The sequence below is a fragment of the Variovorax sp. P4_B10 genome, assembly GCF_056402375.1.
This window is the reverse complement of sequence record NZ_JBFUHN010000013.1, coordinates 48,521-63,928: the sequence shown is the minus strand read 5'-3', so window position 1 is coordinate 63,928 and position 15,408 is coordinate 48,521. Positions and strand designations below refer to the sequence as shown.

18 protein-coding genes are annotated in these 15,408 nt (G+C 68.2%); 3 read left to right on the top strand and 15 right to left on the bottom strand.

Annotation, left to right across the window (positions count from 1 at the left end; all coding sequences use genetic code 11):
* Positions 1 to 71 precede the first annotated feature (71 nt).
* The 13 genes from AC1DXX_RS09065 to AC1DXX_RS09005 form a co-directional block, all read right to left on the bottom strand.
* A complete protein-coding gene (locus AC1DXX_RS09065) occupies positions 72 to 605 on the bottom strand; it encodes a DUF805 domain-containing protein (protein ID WP_478133841.1) in 534 nt (177 codons plus the stop codon).
* Positions 606 to 701: 96 nt separating this feature from the next.
* On the bottom strand, positions 702 to 1,244 hold the full coding sequence (locus AC1DXX_RS09060) for a DUF805 domain-containing protein (protein WP_478133840.1): 543 nt from the start codon (positions 1,242 to 1,244) through the stop codon (positions 702 to 704).
* A 44-nt stretch (positions 1,245 to 1,288) separates the two neighbouring features.
* The gene (locus tag AC1DXX_RS09055; RefSeq protein WP_478133839.1) at positions 1,289 to 2,650 is read right to left on the bottom strand and encodes a DUF58 domain-containing protein; all 1,362 of its coding nucleotides are present in this window, start codon (positions 2,648 to 2,650) and stop codon (positions 1,289 to 1,291) included.
* A gap of 115 nt (positions 2,651 to 2,765) precedes the next feature.
* Positions 2,766 to 3,761 (bottom strand): AAA family ATPase, encoded by a 996-nt coding sequence (locus AC1DXX_RS09050; RefSeq protein WP_478133838.1) that lies wholly within the window; start codon positions 3,759 to 3,761, stop codon positions 2,766 to 2,768.
* 20 nt (positions 3,762 to 3,781) lie between these two features.
* Positions 3,782 to 4,996, bottom strand: a complete 1,215-nt coding sequence (locus AC1DXX_RS09045) for a DUF4350 domain-containing protein (protein WP_478133837.1) — start codon at positions 4,994 to 4,996, stop codon at positions 3,782 to 3,784.
* Positions 4,993 to 5,781 (bottom strand): DUF4129 domain-containing protein, encoded by a 789-nt coding sequence (locus AC1DXX_RS09040; protein WP_478133836.1) that lies wholly within the window; start codon positions 5,779 to 5,781, stop codon positions 4,993 to 4,995. Before AC1DXX_RS09040 ends, AC1DXX_RS09045 begins: the two co-directional genes overlap by 4 nt.
* Positions 5,768 to 6,499 (bottom strand): hypothetical protein, encoded by a 732-nt coding sequence (locus tag AC1DXX_RS09035; RefSeq protein ID WP_478133835.1) that lies wholly within the window; start codon positions 6,497 to 6,499, stop codon positions 5,768 to 5,770. Before AC1DXX_RS09035 ends, AC1DXX_RS09040 begins: the two co-directional genes overlap by 14 nt.
* On the bottom strand, positions 6,489 to 7,148 hold the full coding sequence (locus AC1DXX_RS09030) for a stage II sporulation protein M (RefSeq protein WP_478133882.1): 660 nt from the start codon (positions 7,146 to 7,148) through the stop codon (positions 6,489 to 6,491). The genes AC1DXX_RS09035 and AC1DXX_RS09030 overlap by 11 nt, the downstream gene beginning before the upstream one ends.
* A gap of 329 nt (positions 7,149 to 7,477) precedes the next feature.
* Complete coding sequence (locus tag AC1DXX_RS09025) at positions 7,478 to 8,197, bottom strand: RDD family protein (protein ID WP_478133834.1); 720 nt, start codon at positions 8,195 to 8,197, stop codon at positions 7,478 to 7,480.
* Positions 8,198 to 8,218: 21 nt separating this feature from the next.
* The gene (locus AC1DXX_RS09020; protein ID WP_478133833.1) at positions 8,219 to 8,737 is read right to left on the bottom strand and encodes an RDD family protein; all 519 of its coding nucleotides are present in this window, start codon (positions 8,735 to 8,737) and stop codon (positions 8,219 to 8,221) included.
* A gap of 52 nt (positions 8,738 to 8,789) precedes the next feature.
* Positions 8,790 to 9,446, bottom strand: coding sequence for a DUF2242 domain-containing protein (locus tag AC1DXX_RS09015; RefSeq protein ID WP_478133832.1), 657 nt, complete (start codon positions 9,444 to 9,446; stop codon positions 8,790 to 8,792).
* An 84-nt stretch (positions 9,447 to 9,530) separates the two neighbouring features.
* Positions 9,531 to 10,184 carry a nucleoside/nucleotide kinase family protein gene (locus tag AC1DXX_RS09010; protein ID WP_478133831.1) on the bottom strand — a complete coding sequence of 218 codons (654 nt, stop codon included), beginning with the start codon at positions 10,182 to 10,184 and terminating at the stop codon, positions 9,531 to 9,533.
* A 33-nt stretch (positions 10,185 to 10,217) separates the two neighbouring features.
* Entirely contained in the window at positions 10,218 to 11,492 is a 1,275-nt protein-coding gene (locus tag AC1DXX_RS09005; protein WP_478133830.1) for a Glu/Leu/Phe/Val family dehydrogenase, read from the bottom strand.
* 223 nt (positions 11,493 to 11,715) lie between these two features.
* On the opposite strand from AC1DXX_RS09005, the gene AC1DXX_RS09000 reads away from it, so the two are divergent.
* Together AC1DXX_RS09000 and AC1DXX_RS08995 are read left to right on the top strand one after the other, a co-directional pair.
* Positions 11,716 to 12,159 (top strand): hypothetical protein, encoded by a 444-nt coding sequence (locus tag AC1DXX_RS09000; RefSeq protein ID WP_478133829.1) that lies wholly within the window; start codon positions 11,716 to 11,718, stop codon positions 12,157 to 12,159.
* Positions 12,160 to 12,307: 148 nt separating this feature from the next.
* Positions 12,308 to 12,775: an Lrp/AsnC ligand binding domain-containing protein gene (locus tag AC1DXX_RS08995; protein ID WP_478133828.1), complete on the top strand. Its 468-nt coding sequence runs from the start codon at positions 12,308 to 12,310 to the stop codon at positions 12,773 to 12,775.
* A 37-nt stretch (positions 12,776 to 12,812) separates the two neighbouring features.
* Here the strand turns inward: AC1DXX_RS08995 and AC1DXX_RS08990 are convergent, their stop codons facing one another.
* Positions 12,813 to 13,466, bottom strand: a complete 654-nt coding sequence (locus AC1DXX_RS08990; protein ID WP_478133827.1) for a CC0125/CC1285 family lipoprotein — start codon at positions 13,464 to 13,466, stop codon at positions 12,813 to 12,815.
* Positions 13,467 to 13,583: 117 nt separating this feature from the next.
* Positions 13,584 to 14,285, bottom strand: a complete 702-nt coding sequence (locus tag AC1DXX_RS08985) for a YggS family pyridoxal phosphate-dependent enzyme (RefSeq protein WP_478133826.1) — start codon at positions 14,283 to 14,285, stop codon at positions 13,584 to 13,586.
* Between the two features lie 51 nt (positions 14,286 to 14,336).
* On the opposite strand from AC1DXX_RS08985, the gene AC1DXX_RS08980 reads away from it, so the two are divergent.
* A complete protein-coding gene (locus AC1DXX_RS08980; RefSeq protein ID WP_478133825.1) occupies positions 14,337 to 15,380 on the top strand; it encodes a type IV pilus twitching motility protein PilT in 1,044 nt (347 codons plus the stop codon).
* The last annotated feature ends 28 nt before the right edge of the window (positions 15,381 to 15,408 follow it).

Below are 15,408 nucleotides of genomic sequence, written 5' to 3'. Positions count from 1 at the left end.
GGCCGCCGGTGTCGCCCCCCCGGCGAGGGGGAAGGAGAAGCGACACGAAGTGCGCGAAGCCTGGGGGAGTTTCACTGCTTGGCCCGCATCGTGTAGCCCTGGTAGGACGGCAGCGCCACGGCCGCGACGATGCCGATCACCATGAGGGCGGGAAGCAACCACGCGCCGATCAGCACGCCGATGCCGTTGGGCGGCGGCGGTGCGCCGAAGCGGTTGCTGCCCTCGGTGCCCGACTTGAAGACCCAGATCAGCGCGACGAGCGGGATCAGCGCCAGGAACAGCATCCAGCCCGACCAGTCCATGTCGTGCGAACGCTGGATGCCGGTCAGCACATAGAAGACGAGGTACGGAATGGCCAGCACGACGGTCAGCCCGATGATCGCGCCCTCGGAGCTGCCCAGGCCCGCGACGCCGATGAGCAGGCCCAGCACGAAGGCCGCGATGATGAACAGCACATAGGAATAGAGCGTGTACGCCAGGAAGCGCGCCCGCCCGATCCGCCCCTTGGCGGACCACAGCTTCACGGGCTGCACGTCTGCGTCGCCCTGGTATACGTCTGCCACCGCAGCCCTGGGCGCGGCATAGGGATTCGTCATTTCCGGCATGTGCATCTCTCCTCTGTTGCGGAATGCGCATTGTGGGCAAGGACCTCCGGAGAAGGCCAGCTCCCTTTGACGGCCGGCCGACGCCGGTGCGTCACGTCAGGGCTTTGCGGCCTGCGCCGCCTTGGCCTTGGTCACGTACTGCTGATAGGCAGGCAGCGCAATGGCCGCGAGGATGCCGATGGCCGCAATGATCGGCAGCAGCAACGCACCGATCACGACACCCGTGTTGTTCGGCGGCGGCGGTGCGCCGAAGCGATTGACGCCCTGCGTACCGGGGTTGAACACCCAGACCAGGCTCACGAGCGGAATGAGGCACAGCAGCACGGTCCAGCCCGTCCATCCCATGTCGTGGCTGCGCTGGACCGAGAGCAGCGTGAAGAACACGAAATAGGGAATGGCGATCATCAGCGGCAACAGCGTCACGATGGTCGAATTCAATGAGCGCGCGAAAACCGCAACGATCACGCCGACCACGATCGAGAACAGGATGTAGCTCACCAGGCTGTAGGACAGATAGCGCAGCCGCCCGATCCGTCCCTTGGAGGAAAACAGCTTCACGGGCTGCACGCGGCCTTCGTCGCCATGCACATCGGCCACCGCAGCCCTCGGCGCGGCATAGGGGTTCATCGTCTCTGTCATGCACTTCTCCTCTGTGGTTGAACGAACATTGGGGACAAGGGGGCCTACAAGAGCCCGGCTCTCTTGACGGCGTGGTAGCGGTTCACCAGCGCCACGGCGAGGTCGGCCGGCTCGACGTCGACCGACAGCGGGTCGTTGCCGACCACGCGGGCAAAGGCATCGCGGCGCGACTGCTCGAACAGGTGGGCGGCGGCCACGTCGACCGCATCGCGCGCCTGCGCCATCGGCTGGCTGGCAATGCGCCCCAGCACCCGCTCGCGCAGGCTCGCGACCAGCACGAGGTGGTTGCGGCGCAAGAGCTTGATCGCGGGGCGCAGTTCGGCCGCATCCTCGTCGCGGAAGTTGGTCAGCACGATGACCAGCGCGCGCCGCCGTTGCACGCGCAGCAGCTCCCGGGCGGCCAGCAGGTAGTCCGAATGGGTGGTGCCGGGCTGGATGTCGTGCAGCCGATTCATCAGCGCATTGAGGGTGGCCGTACCCTTGCGCGGGGCGAAGTCGCGCCGCTCTTCCGCCGGGCTGCCGAAGGTCATGGCGCCGACCTCGTCGCCCTCCTTCAGCGCCACGTAGCTCAACAGCATCAGCGCGTTGAGGGCCTCGTCGAAATGGCTGCCGGCCTGTTGCGTTGTGCCGCTCTCGTCGGCGCGCATGCGGCGGCCGCAGTCGAGCAGGAAGAAGACGCACTGGTCGCGGTCGTCCTGGTACTCGCGCACGATCGGGCGGCGATGGCGCAGCGTGGCCTTCCAATCGATGTGGCGCAGCGAGTCGCCGGTCTTGTAGTCGGCGAGCTGCCGGAAGTCGGTGCCGAGCCCGCGCTGCGCGTACGTCTTGATGCCGATCTGCGCCAGCCGCCGGTCGCCCGACAGCCAGGCGTAACGCGCGAGCGCCGCGAAGTTCGGATACACCCGCACACGCCGCGGTTCGCCCAGCGCCTGCCGCACCTCGAAACAGCCCGCGCGCGTGCGCCAGCGCAGCTGCGTCGCCCCGAACTGCGCCACCCCGCGCTGCGTCGCCGTCGCCGTGTAGCGCAACTCGACCCGCGCCGCCGGCGGCACGGTGACCGTCTGCGGCAACCCTTCGAAAGCGAAATGCGCATCGAGCTCGTCGAACACCGACACCTGCCAGCCCTGCGCACCCTCGTTGACCAGCGACAGCGTCAGCACCGTCGGCACGCCGAGCGAGAAAGCACCCGGCAGCGTGCGCTCGACGCGCAGCGGCGCAGCCCGCCACAGCCGCCAGCTGCGCCAGAGGTCGAGACCCACGCCGGCGAGGCCGAGCGCCAGAAGCGCCCCCACGACGACCGCAACCCGATTCACCGGCGCGCCCAACAGCAAGGCGCCAGCGGCAACCACGGTCGCCCCCGCCAGCGCGAGCACAAGCGACCGCGCAGGAATCAAGACAACGCGCATCACCGCCCCCGCCCCCTTCCAGGAACGCCGCGGAACCGGCTCCGCCGGGCCGCCGGTGTTGCCCCCGGTGAGGGGGAAGGCGAAGCGACACGAAGTGCGCGCAGCCTGGGGGAGGTCATAAGCGCGGTGCTTCCACGCTGTCGCGCGCGGCGCGCAAGAGGCTGTCGACACCCAGTCCTTCGAGTTGCGCATCGGGCGAAATCATCACCCGGTGCCGCAGCGCGGGCAGCGCCTGGCGCGCCACGTCGTCGGGCGTGATGAAGTCGCGCCCGCCCATCAGTGCGGCGGCGCGGGCCGCACGCACCAGCGCCATGGCGCCGCGCGGCCCCGCGCCCGACGACAGGCCCGGCCAATCGCGCGTGGCCCGCGCGATGCGCACCGCATAGTCGATCACCCGCTCGTCGGCCTGCACCAGGCAGGCCAGCCGCTGCAGCTCGACCACCTGCACCTCGTCGAGGCAAGGGCACACGGCCTCCAGCGGAAACTGGTTGCCCGCGCGCTGCAGGGTGGTCAGCTGCACGATGGCGTTTTCGTCGCTGTGGCTCGGAAACCCGATGTCGATCTTCAGCAGGAAGCGATCCAGCTGCGCCTCGGGCAGCGGATAGGTGCCCTCGGTGTCGATCGGGTTCTGCGTGGCCATCACCATGAAGGGCTTGGGCAGCGGCATCGCCTTGCCTTCGAGCGTGACCTGGTACTCCTGCATCACCTCGAGCAGCGCGCTCTGGGTCTTGGCCGGTGCGCGGTTGATTTCGTCGGCCAGCAGCAGGTTGGTGAACACCGGCCCCTGGTGCACGCGCAGCACACCGATGCCGCCATCGCCGCGCACGGAAGGATCGAGCACCGAATGGCCCGTGATATCCGACGGCATCAGGTCGGGCGTGAACTGCACCCGCGCATAGCGCAAGGTCATGGCCTGGGCCAGCGCGCGTGCCAGCAGGGTCTTGCCGAGCCCCGGCACGCCTTCGATCAGCACGTGGCCGGACGCCACCAGCGCCACCAGTATCTGGTCGACGGCCTCGAACTGGCCGACCACGGCACGGCCGACTTCGGCGCGCAGCGTTTGCAGCCACTGGGCCGCACGCGTCAGTTCTTCGGATGAAATGGCTTGCATCAGCGTCTCTCTCTCTCGGTTCAGGGTGTGAAGGGTCCGTTGGCATCGAGCCGGCGGCGCGCGGTCTCGAGCACTTCCAGGTCGACCGCCATGGCTGCGGGATGACGGGCGCGCGTGGACATCGCCCGCACGAGCATCGCCGCATCCAGGCCGGTGGCTCGGGCAATGGCAGCCGCGCGTGCCGAGGCATCGAGCGGGGCATAGCGGCGCAGCTGGCGTGCCGCGCATTCGTCCAGCGCACGCAACTGCGCGACGTGCAACGCGCCGGCACCGTGCATGTGCAGAAAGGCTGCCGTGCCGCGCACCTGCTCTGCCATCGAGCGCCTGTGGGTGCCGGTTGCGAGGGCCAGCGGCCCGAAGCGCACCGCTGCGCGCCAGAGCGCCACGGCAAGCGCCAGGAGGCCGACAAGCAGGGCCGCCCAGCCCTTGTGCCAGAGCCAACGCAGCAAAGGCTCGCGCGTCTCCTCCGCAACGAACCAGGCTTCGGTGCCGGCACTGGCCTGCAATGCGGCCACGGCGAACAGTGCGTTGTCGGCGCGCATCAGGTTCTCGTTTCTCAGCAGGGCCCAGGGCATCACGGTGACCGTGCCGCGTCCGACGCGCACGCGGATCGCCTCGGTGCCGTGCGGGCCTTGCACCGTCCACAGGGGGGGCTGCTTCCCGTCGGCCGCCCGGTATTGCGAGGTCGCCCATGCGGCGCAGAGCCGGAAGCTGCGGCCGCCGGCGAAGCTCGCCGGCACGGTCTCGGGCTCGGTCACCGAATGGCAATCCATGTCCTTCTCGAGCCTGTCGCGGTCTGCCCGCGACCCGGCCGGTTTCTTCCCGGGCGGTGGCACGTCCTTCTTTCCGAGCGGCTTTTTCTCTTCTTCCTCGACCAGCGGCACCCAGCTTTCCAGCATGTCGTCGTCGATGAGGAAGCTGGGCATCACCAGGTGCCCGCCCTGCTCGACCCACTCGCGCAGGCGCTGCGCCCGCTCCGGAAACAGATCCCAATGGCTGGAGGCGAGCACCAGCCGCGCCTGTGCGGGCGGCATGGCGTCGAGGCTCTCGCGCTTGACCGCATGGCCCCCGAGTTCGCGCACCAGCAACTGCGCGGCGTACAGCGAGTTGGTCCTGGCCTCGCCGCTCGCGGGCGTCGGCACCTCGGCGTCGGCCCATTCGGTGGCGGACATCACCCAGGCGCCGGCCAGCACCAGCGCGAGCACCGACAGGATGCGGACCACCCAGGCATTCATGCGGGGGCCTCGCCCGGCACCCCGGCCGGCTCGTGGGCGGCCACGGAAAGATGCGGATCGAACTCGCTGCAGATGGCCAACACCTGCGCCGTGACAGGCAGTCGCCCCCCGTAGGCCGCAAGCTGCCAGGCCGCGACCAGCCGCACGAAGAAGGCCTGCGACGGCGGCGCCAGCCGGGTCGCGGACAGGGCCACGCATTCGCCTTCGGTGCTCGCGCCCCGTACCGGCACGGCATGCAGGTGCACGAGGCGCGACAGCGCGCCGCGGTACAGCAGCGACAGTGCCTGCCTGTGCTGGCCGCTCTGCCAGAGCGCGGCGGCCGCGTTGCCGATGTCGTCCGGCAGGGTCTCGGGCCGGATGTCCAGGCTGCCCACGTGGCTCGGCCATGCCTGCTTGCCGGGCCTGCCGCCGCCAGCGCGCACCTGCGCCCAGCGGCGTATCCGCAGCACCAGCCAGGCCAGCGCCAATGCCCCCAGCCCCCAGACGAGCCAGCGCGCGCCTTCGGCAATCGCCTTGATGAGGTCCCGCAGCCAATCGAAGCTGTCGGTCTTCTTCTTGGCTTCCGACTCGTCTTCTTCGTCGTCGCGATCCTTGAAGCGGAGCTTCTTTTCGGTCTTGACGCCAGGCAGGTTCGGATCGGCACGCATGCGTTCGACGGCGGACTTCACCTGCTCGCGTGTCGACGCTTCTTGCGGTGCGGCAGCCGCGGGCGCCCATGCGCCGCATGCGCACAGGGCAGCCAGCGCCCCGGCAAGCAGCCGTTGCCGGGGACTAGCGGAACCCACGCCGGAACTCCTGCTCGATGTCCCAGGCCTCGAGCTCGACGCGTCGATTGAGGTACATGGCAAAACCGGCTGCCACATAGAACGGCTCCAGCACCCCGACGACGATCGCGTATGCCACCGCCACCAGCAGGCTTTCGCCCGTGCCGCTGGCATTCACGAGCCAGCCCATGACCTCCTTCGTGTCGCCCTCCGGCGCAAACCAGACCAGCAGCGACAGGAAGCCGAAATAGAGCGCTATCTCCACATGGGCGAAGACCAATTGCATGCCGATGGCCGCGCCGCGCCGTGCGCGCAGCAGCTGGTTGCGGCGCTTGCGGCGCGCACCGCCACGCTGGCCTTCGAGCTGCTCGATGGCCTGGGTGAACGAGCGCCAGGGCGAAAAGCGCCGCCACACCAGCGTGCGCAGCAACTGGCCACCCCAGACCGCGCGGCGATGCTGCCAGAGGTCGGCCCAGCGCGTGCCTTGCCCGAACACTGCGCGCGACAGGACGAACAGCAGGCTGCGGTCCAGCCAGGGTTTGAGCCAGAAGATCAGCAGGCTCGGCAGCCAGCCGGCGATCTCGACGGTGCAGAGTGCGAGCACCAGCATCACCAGGTAGACCGGCAGGAAGGTGCACCAGACCGAGCGCGCGTGGTGGCGAACCAGTTCGGCGCCCAGGTCCGCCGCCTCGGCCATGGGCCGCGGCCGCAGCGCGATCGCAAGGCCTTCAACCTGCATCGCCGGCCTTTGCATCGGCGGCAGCCGCGCGCGGCCGACCCTGCCAGCCCAGGTAGGCCAGCACCAGCACCCAGCAGGCGCCGCCCGCGCCGTATTTCACCGCCGGGGCGACCCATCGCGCGGAGGACCAGAAGGCCTCGACCGCAGCGGCCATCAGCAGCAGCCCGATGACGCCGTAGACGATCACCACGGCATGGTGCGCAGCCTGCCGCAGGGCCTCGCGCCGCGTGTGTCGGCCGGGCGCGATCCACGAATAACCGAGCCGCAGACCCGCTGCACCGGCCAGCACGATGGCCGTGAGTTCGAAAGCCGAATGGGTGACGACAAAGGAGAGGAAGTTCTCGGCGTGCCCGGCGGCGATCAGATAGCCGCCGACGGCACCGATCTGGGTGCCGTTGAACACCACCACGACGGCGCTGCCCACGCCGGCAAAGATGCCGGCGGCAAAGCAGCGAAAGCCGATGCCGATGTTGTGCATCACGTAGTAGCCGAACATCTGCCAGTCGTCGCTGGCGTTGCGCGTGCTGCCCAGCGATTCGGCGCTGTTGCCGTACATGGCTTCGAACTGCTGCACGTCCTTGGCGTCGAGCAGGTGCAGGATGAAGCCGGGGTCGCGGTACGCCGCCCAGCCCGCCGCGAGCAAGGGCACGAAGAACATCAGCGCGGCCACCAGCAGGTAGGCGCGGTGCGCCCGCACCGCCTCGGGAAAGTCGACCAGCGCCAGCCGGCCGAGCCGCGCCAGGCCATAGTCATGCCGGCGGTAGATGAGCCGGTGCGCGCTCTGGGTCAGGGTTTCGAGCCGCTGCGTCAGGTGGATCGGGTAGGCGCGCGCCTGCGCCAGCGCCAGGTGCTCGCACACGCGGCGATACAGCGTCGCGAGCCGGGCGGCATCGAACTCGCGCTTGGTTTCCGCCACCCCGATCACGGCTTCGAGTTCGGTCCAGAGGGGTGCGTAGGCGGCCTCGAAATCCAGCGGCGTCATCGCCCGCCTCCTCGAGCGTCCGCGCCTGCGCGGCGGCCCAGCACCCACTGGGCCACGCCAAGGAGGCGCTGCGAAACGCTGGCGCCGGAGGTGTCGAGCTCGAGCACCGGCTCCGCCACACGGGCGAGTTCGTCGAAGCGCTCGGGAGTCAGCCGCGTCGCACGGCCGGCCCAGGAGACGACAGCCAGTTGCTCGCGCGCCGACAGGGGCCGCGCCGGTGCCTGGGGCTCGGCCACGGGCACTTCGCCATGCAGGCTCACCGGGTCGCTGAACACCACCAACGTGCCCGCGGCCAGGTCCCCCAGCCGCTTGCTGTCTCGCCGCCACAGCATCGACACGATGCCGGCGCCATAGAAGGCCGGCACGAAATCGGCCGCGCGCAGCAGGTTGCGGGTCAGCGCTGCGGCAGGCGTCACGGGCAGGCCCGAATCCATCACGACGCGCAGGCCCATCACGCGCTTGCCGGGCGTTGCCGCGGCACGCGTGAGTTCGAAGATCACGGGGTAGAACCACTCGAGGCAGAAGTAGCTGATCAGCAGGATCCCCACGCCCATCTTTCCCATCACGCCGGCAACGATCGAGATCGCGAAGAAGATGCCGAGCCTGATCGCAAGGTCGATCAGGTAGGCGAGGCCGCGCGCAACAAGGCCGGCCGGACGCAGCGAAAGCGCGATGCCTTCGGGGGTTTCGGCGGTGTAGAGCGTATCGAGGCGCACTGGCGCGGCAGTCCGGGGGACTCAGTCCTGCAGCACGACGGTGTCCGCGAACTGGTCGTGCAGGCAGCGGCGCGATTCGCGGAAGATGAGCAGGCAGTCGGCGAGCGCATAGATCATTCCGAAGACCCCGACCGAGCTCAACAACCACGGCAGGCCATAGCGCAACCCGAGGAGACGGCCGATGGATGCCGCAGAGCCGTCGGGCCGCGCGATGCGCAATTTGAACGGCACCTTGCCGATGGTCTGGCCGCGGGTGAGAAGCAGGTAGCCCTGCAGGATCAGGAAGAGAACGAAACCGATGACAGCATTGCCGATCTGTGGCTTCCACAGGCTCGGGTCCGGGTTCGCCCACACATTGAACGGCGTGAATGCTGCAAGCAGCCCGAACACGCCGCAGGCGATGGCGGTATCGATCATGGCCGCCAGAAAACGCCTGCCCCGCGTGGCGCGCTGGCCCAGCAAGCCGTTGCTTGCCTGGCGCACATCCTCTACATGAGACTGAGGCGGTGCGTAGCGCGCATCCTGCAACGGGTCATTCATGGCCGTCCCTCTCCGAAACGATTGGTTTCGAAGATTCTAGTAGGCACGGCGATCAGCCGCGGTTCGGCGAGGGCGCAACCGGGAAGGTCGTGGCGGGCGCGGACGGCGCCTGGGGTGCGGCGGCCGGCATGTCGGGCGGCGCATCGGCCCCGCCGCCGTCGAGGAAGCGGTCGAGCAGCGTGAAGAAACGGTCGTAGAAGCGCTCGTCGGTGAGCGTCTCGCTCGCCACCTTCACCATCGCGTCGTCGCTGCCGGCAAAGGGCAGCGACAGCGACCCGAAGGCGCCCACCCCCACGCTGGCCGAGTTGTTGACCTTCTTGATGCCGTAGCGGTCCTGCAGCGCGGTCGCGAAAGCCACCGTGCTCCGTTTGCCCGACTTGCCGCCTTCGCGCGCGCAGACCACGCGGAACTCGACCTCGACATGCACTTCGGCCGCCGGCTGGAAGCTCTTGCGCCCGGTCACCAGGTCGGCGTTGGCCGCGGTGACCATGTAGCCCTGGCTCAGCAAAGCGCGGCGCGCGGCTTCGCAGGTCTGGGCCTCGGTCGCGGCGTAGTTGCGCGTGTGGGTGGTGGTGGAGTCGAAGTCCTCCGGCTCGTACGACACGCGGCGCGAACCGCTGCCGCAACCGGCGAGCACGAGGGCGGACAGCAGGCCCAGCACGAGAACCGGAGCGCGAAGAGAAGAAAGAAAAATGGGATGGGACGGCATGAAGCGGCGAATGCTAACCGGCGCCTCCGCCGGCAAGGCTTCGAGCGCCGCGATGCGCCGTCGTTCCCTCGCCCCGAACGATTTTCAGGACCAGCGCAGCACGTGGTGGGCGCGCACCCTGGTCGCGGCAATCAGCCGTGCATTGGGCGCATCGGTGCCGGCCACCCAGTCGCGCGCAGCCTCGGCACTGCGGCCGAACTGCTGGTGGCGCTGCACCAGGCGCTGCTCGCGTATCGCATCGTCGATGTCGACGTACCAGACCTCGTCGAGCATCGCCGCGGCGCCCGCCCAGGGGCCGGCGTCGTGCAGGAGGTAGTTGCCTTCGGTGATGACGAGCTGCGTCGCTGGCAGCACCGCGATGGCGCCGGCGATCGGCTCCTCGATCTCGCGGCGGAATTCGGGGGCGTAGACGATGTCGCCGCCGGGCCGCTGCGCGCGCAGCCGCTGCAGCAACGCCACATAGCCGGCGCTGTCGAAGGTGTCGGGAGCGCCCTTGCGATCGGCGCGGCCGAGCCGTTGCAGCTCGACGTTGGCGAGGTGAAATCCATCCATCGGCACGACCTGCGCCCTGTCGGCGCCAGCGGCCTGAAGCAGCGCCTGCGCGAGCGTGGACTTGCCCGCGCCAGGTGCGCCGACCAGCCCCAGCAGCCTGCGCTGCCCGCCGGCCATGAGGGCCTGCAGGCGGGCGAGGCCGTCTGCAGGAATGGGAGGGAGTTTCTGCACGGGGATGGTGGTCATGCCCCGAGCGTACCGCCCCTTCCCGTCAAAAAATCACGGGTACAGGCCGCGCTCTTGACGAGCCATCAGGATGCGTTCGCAAGCCACGGCATACGTCGCCGTGCGCAGCGAGATCTTGTGCTTGTCGGCCGTGTCCCAGATATGGTTGAGCGCGTTCATCATGATGCGGTCCAGGCGCACGTTGATCTCGTCCTCGTCCCAGAAGAAGGACGAGAAGTCCTGCACCCATTCGAAGTAGCTCACCGTCACGCCGCCGGCGTTGCAGATCACGTCGGGCACGACCAGCACGCCGCGCTCGGCGAGGATGTCGTCGGCGGTCGGCACCGTGGGACCGTTGGCGCCTTCGAGCACCAGCTTGGCGGTCGTTTTCTGCGCGCGCTCGGCAGTGATCTGGCCTTCGAGTGCAGCCGGGATCAGGATGTCGCAGGCCACGCCCCAGAAGTCTTCGTTCGGCACGATGTCGCCGCCAGCCGAGAAGCCGACCACGCCGTCGGTGCGCGAGATCGGCACCAGCTTCGCGAGATCGAGGCCGTTGGGGTTGACGATGGTGCCGGTGTGGTCCTGGACCGCGACGATCTTGGCGCCCGCCTCGGCGAAGAGTTCGGCCGCGACCGAACCCACGTTGCCGAAGCCCTGCACCGCGATGCGCGCACCGCGCAGGTCCATGCCCAGTCGGCGGGCCGCTTCACGGCCGGTGACGAACACGCCGCGGCCCGTGGCCTTGACACGGCCCAGCGAGCCGCCGAGGTGCAGCGGCTTGCCGGTGACGACGCCGGTGGCGGTGCCGCCGACGTTCATCGAGTAGGTGTCCATCATCCACGCCATGATCTGCGCGTTGGTGTTGACGTCGGGCGCGGGGATGTCGGTGTGCGGGCCGATGATGATGCCGATCTCGCTGGTGTAGCGGCGCGTGACCTTCTCCAGTTCCTTCAGCGACAGCTTCTTCGGGTCGACGCGGATGCCGCCCTTGGCGCCGCCGTACGGCAGGTTGACGGCCGCGGTCTTGATGGTCATCCAGGCCGACAGCGCCATCACCTCTTCGAGCGTGACGTCGGGGTGGAAGCGCACGCCGCCCTTGCCCGGGCCGCGGCTCATGTTGTGCTGCACGCGGTAGCCCTCGAAGTGGGCGATGGTGCCGTCGTCCATCTCGATCGGCACGTCGACGATCAGTGCGCGCTTGGGACGCTTCAGGGTTTCGACCCAGCGGGCCAGCGGGCCGAGGTAGGGAACCACGCGGTCGACCTGCGAGAGGTACGTGCCCCAGGGGCTGTCGGCGGTCGGATTGACGAAGGAGAGCTTTTCACTCATGAGAGATCCCTTGGTTTGAACAGGTGGCCGCAACGATAGACCTCTCCCGCCCGTCGCGCCATGGCTTATGCGCGCCGCGCTGACGGTTATGCAAGAGACGTTATGCGGCGTTGTCGGCGCGCCGGGTATCGCGCAGATGACGGAACCGTCATCAGGTGGTTATCGATCGTACGGATCCACTTCATAGAGTCGTGCTCACCAACCAACCATCAAGGAGCTGCGAATGAAGTCATCTTCCGCCACCCGCTTTCTGGGCACCGCCGCCGTCGCCGCACTGCTGGCCGTCGCCTCGGCGCCGAGCCTTGCCGGCAACTACGCCGAGGGCGATCCGCGGCCCGCGCCGCTCACCTCGTCCACGACGCGCGCCGCCGTGGCGGCCGACGCGCAGCAGTGGCTGAAGAGCGCGCCCACGCAGGGCTACACCGACGGGATCTCGCAGCAGGCCGTCGCCGTGTCCGCAAACACCCGCGCCGCCGTGACGGCCGACGCGCGGCTGTGGATCCAGTCCGGCCTGGCTGCACAGCAGAACGGCGAAGCCGGTGCCGACACGACGCGGCCTGCCTACCGCCAGGCCGTGTCCGAGTACACCAGGCTGCGTGCGAGCCCCGCCTATGGCGCGCTGGTCGACCAACAGGCGGCAGCCCAACCGCACGCCGCGGCGCGCTGAAGCAAAAAAAGTGAAAAAATCACATCCGATCGAGAGATAATGAGCACAGGGTAGGCACAGGGCATTTCCTTGGTTCTATTTCCTATGGTCTGGGCCTATAGGCCGCATTTTCTGCAAAGAAATGACGCACGAGCCGGATAATCCACCAATGCTCGACCTGGACCGCATCGACCTTCGCCTGCTGAAAATCCTTCAGGAGGACGGGCGCATCACCAACCTCAAGCTGGCCGAGGCGGTGGCGCTCTCGCCCACCGCGGTGCTTGCGCGCGTGCAGCGCCTGACGCGCGACGGGTTCATCCAGGGCTACGAGGCGCGGCTCGACCCGCACAAGCTCGGCTGCGGCTTCACCGTGTTCGTCGAGGTGCTGCTCGATCGCACCACACCCAACGTGTTCGATCAGTTCAAGGCGGCCGTGCAGGTGCGCGACGAGATCATGGAATGCCACATGGTCGCCGGCGGCTTCGACTACCTGCTCAAGACCCGCATGGCCGATATGGCGGCGTACCGCGAATTCGCGGGCACCGTGCTGTGGCAGTTGCCCGGGGTGCGCGAGACCCGGACCTATGCGGTGATGGAAGAAGTGAAGAGCAGCGCGCGGTTGCCGCTCGGGGTGTGACACCCCCTCGACCGCGGCCCGCTCGCATGCGCTTTCGTTATTCCGTCTTGCGCACGATGCGCGGGCCCAGCCGGGCCAGCACGTCCTGCGTCAGGTACACCCGCGGATCCGCCTCCTCGGGAGCGCTCTGCAGCAGGCGGACCAGCAGCGATGTCTCCGGCAAGGTGACGGGCCCGTACGACGTGTAGACATAGGTCGGCGCGTAGGTGCGCGGCGCCGGAAGGGGCCGCGGCGCAGGCGTCGGCATGCGCATCGCCCCGAAGCCGGCCGTGCGGACGACCGGCAACGGCTGGGCACCGATCACGTGGTCGGCCGGCCCGCTGCCGTTCACGCGCCGCGCCAGGCTCAAGGCGTCCGCATCGAAGGGGCTGCCGTCGAGGTTGGCGAATTTGTCATCCCCTTCCAGCACGGTGCGGTCGACCGTGCCTTCGAGAACATGGAATGCGGGCGCGCTGGCGTCCCTGGCGATCTCGGCGCTGCGAAAGAGCGCGTAGGCGCCGATGGCGCGCCGGTCGGTGCGGCCGTTGCCCCGGAAGGAAACGCGAAAGAGCGCGTCCTCCACCTTGGTGCTGGTGTAGCCGAACCCGGTGCCCCGGCCCTCGCCGACGGCCTGGTAGGGCGTGGGCGCCACGCACCCGGACGACAAGACCGCAACGGCAACGACAGCCGCTGAAAGCGCTCGCTTCTTCATGAAACCTGCTCCCTGTTTTTTTGTGGAGCTGCAGTCTAGGAGGCAGACTGCGGGTGCAGCGGCGCATGCGTCTTCGAAACTTCGACGGCACGCCAAAAAGTGCCTCTCGTGCGCCCTCTACCGCGCTTGCGCGGTTCGCCCGCCGAAGATGGCCGTTCCGACCCTCACCATCGTGCTGCCGGCGCTGATCGCCGCTTCGAGGTCGGCGCTCATGCCGAGCGACAGCGTGTCGAGCGCGATGCCCGCCTCGCGGATTGCCATGAAAACCGCATGCGCACGCAGGCACAGATCGCGCTGCGCCGCGAAATCCGGCGCCGGTTCGGGGATCGCCATGAGCCCGCGCAGCCGCAGCTGTGGCAACGCCGCCACAGCGCGGGCGAGTTCCAACGCCTCTTCCGGCGGCACCCCGGACTTGTTCGAGCCGCCGTCCACGTTAACCTGAAGGCATACATTGAGTGGCGCCAGATGGGCCGGCCGCTGCGCCGACAGGCGCTGTGCGATCTTGAGCCGGTCGATGCTGTGGACCCAGTCGAAATGCTCGGCCACGGGCCGCGTCTTGTTGCTCTGCAAGGGGCCGATGCAGTGCCATTCGAGGGAGGAGCGCAGATCGGCCAGCGCCTCGATCTTGTCCAGCCCCTCCTGGACGTAGTTCTCGCCAAAGGCCGACTGGCCCGCCGCATGCGCCTCTCGCACGGCCTCCGGACCGAAGGTCTTGGACACCGCCAGCAGCCGAACCCCGGCCGGGTCGCGGCCCGCCGTTACACACGCGTCCACGATCCGGTTCTTTACTTGCTGGAGGTCGTCGCCAATCATCGTCATAATCGTCCAAAATCGTATCAAAACGTCACCGAACTCGAGCCGAGGAATCCCGTGGACATTACCCAATTGCTGGCGTTCAGCGTCAAGAACAAAGCCTCCGACCTACACCTGTCGGCCGGGCTGCCGCCCATGATCCGCGTCAATGGCGACGTGCGCCGCATCAATGTGGATGCGCTCGACCACAAGGGCGTGCACGCCATGGTGTACGACATCATGAGCGACACGCACCGCAAGCACTACGAAGAGTTCCTGGAGGTCGACTTCTCTTTCGAGATCGACGGCCTTGCGCGCTTCCGCGTGAACGCCTTCAACCAGGCACGCGGCGCGGCCGCCGTGTTCCGGACCATTCCTTCGAAGATCCTCACGCTGGAGCAGTTGAACGCGCCGAAGATTTTCGGCGAACTGGCGCTCAAGCCGCGCGGGCTGGTGCTGGTGACGGGCCCCACGGGCTCGGGCAAGTCGACCACGCTGGCCGCGATGGTCAACTACCTCAACGAAAACGAGTACGGCCACATCCTCACGGTGGAAGACCCGATCGAGTTCGTGCACGAGTCGAAGAAGTGCCTGATCAACCAGCGCGAAGTGGGCCCGATGACGCTGTCGTTCTCCAACGCGCTGCGCTCGGCACTGCGCGAAGACCCGGACGCGATCCTGGTGGGCGAGCTGCGCGACCTCGAAACCATTCGCCTCGCAATGACCGCGGCGGAAACGGGCCACCTGGTGTTCGGCACGCTGCACACCTCGTCGGCCGCCAAGACCATCGACCGGATCATCGACGTGTTCCCGGGCGAGGAAAAGGAAATGATCCGCGCGATGCTGTCGGAGTCGCTTCAGGCCGTGATTTCGCAGACACTGTGCAAGACCAAGGACGGCCAGAGCCGCGTGGCGGCGCACGAGATCATGCTGGGCACGCCTGCCATCCGAAACCTGATCCGCGAGGCCAAGGTCGCGCAGATGTATTCCTCGATCCAGACCGGGCAGGGTTCGGGCATGCAGACGCTGGATCAGAACCTGATGGAGCTGGTACGCCGCAACACCATCTCTGCTGCCGAAGCCCGCGGCAAGGCGAAGATTCCAGAAAATTTCCCTGGCTGATCATGAGGCCCCCCGGCTTTTCACTTCG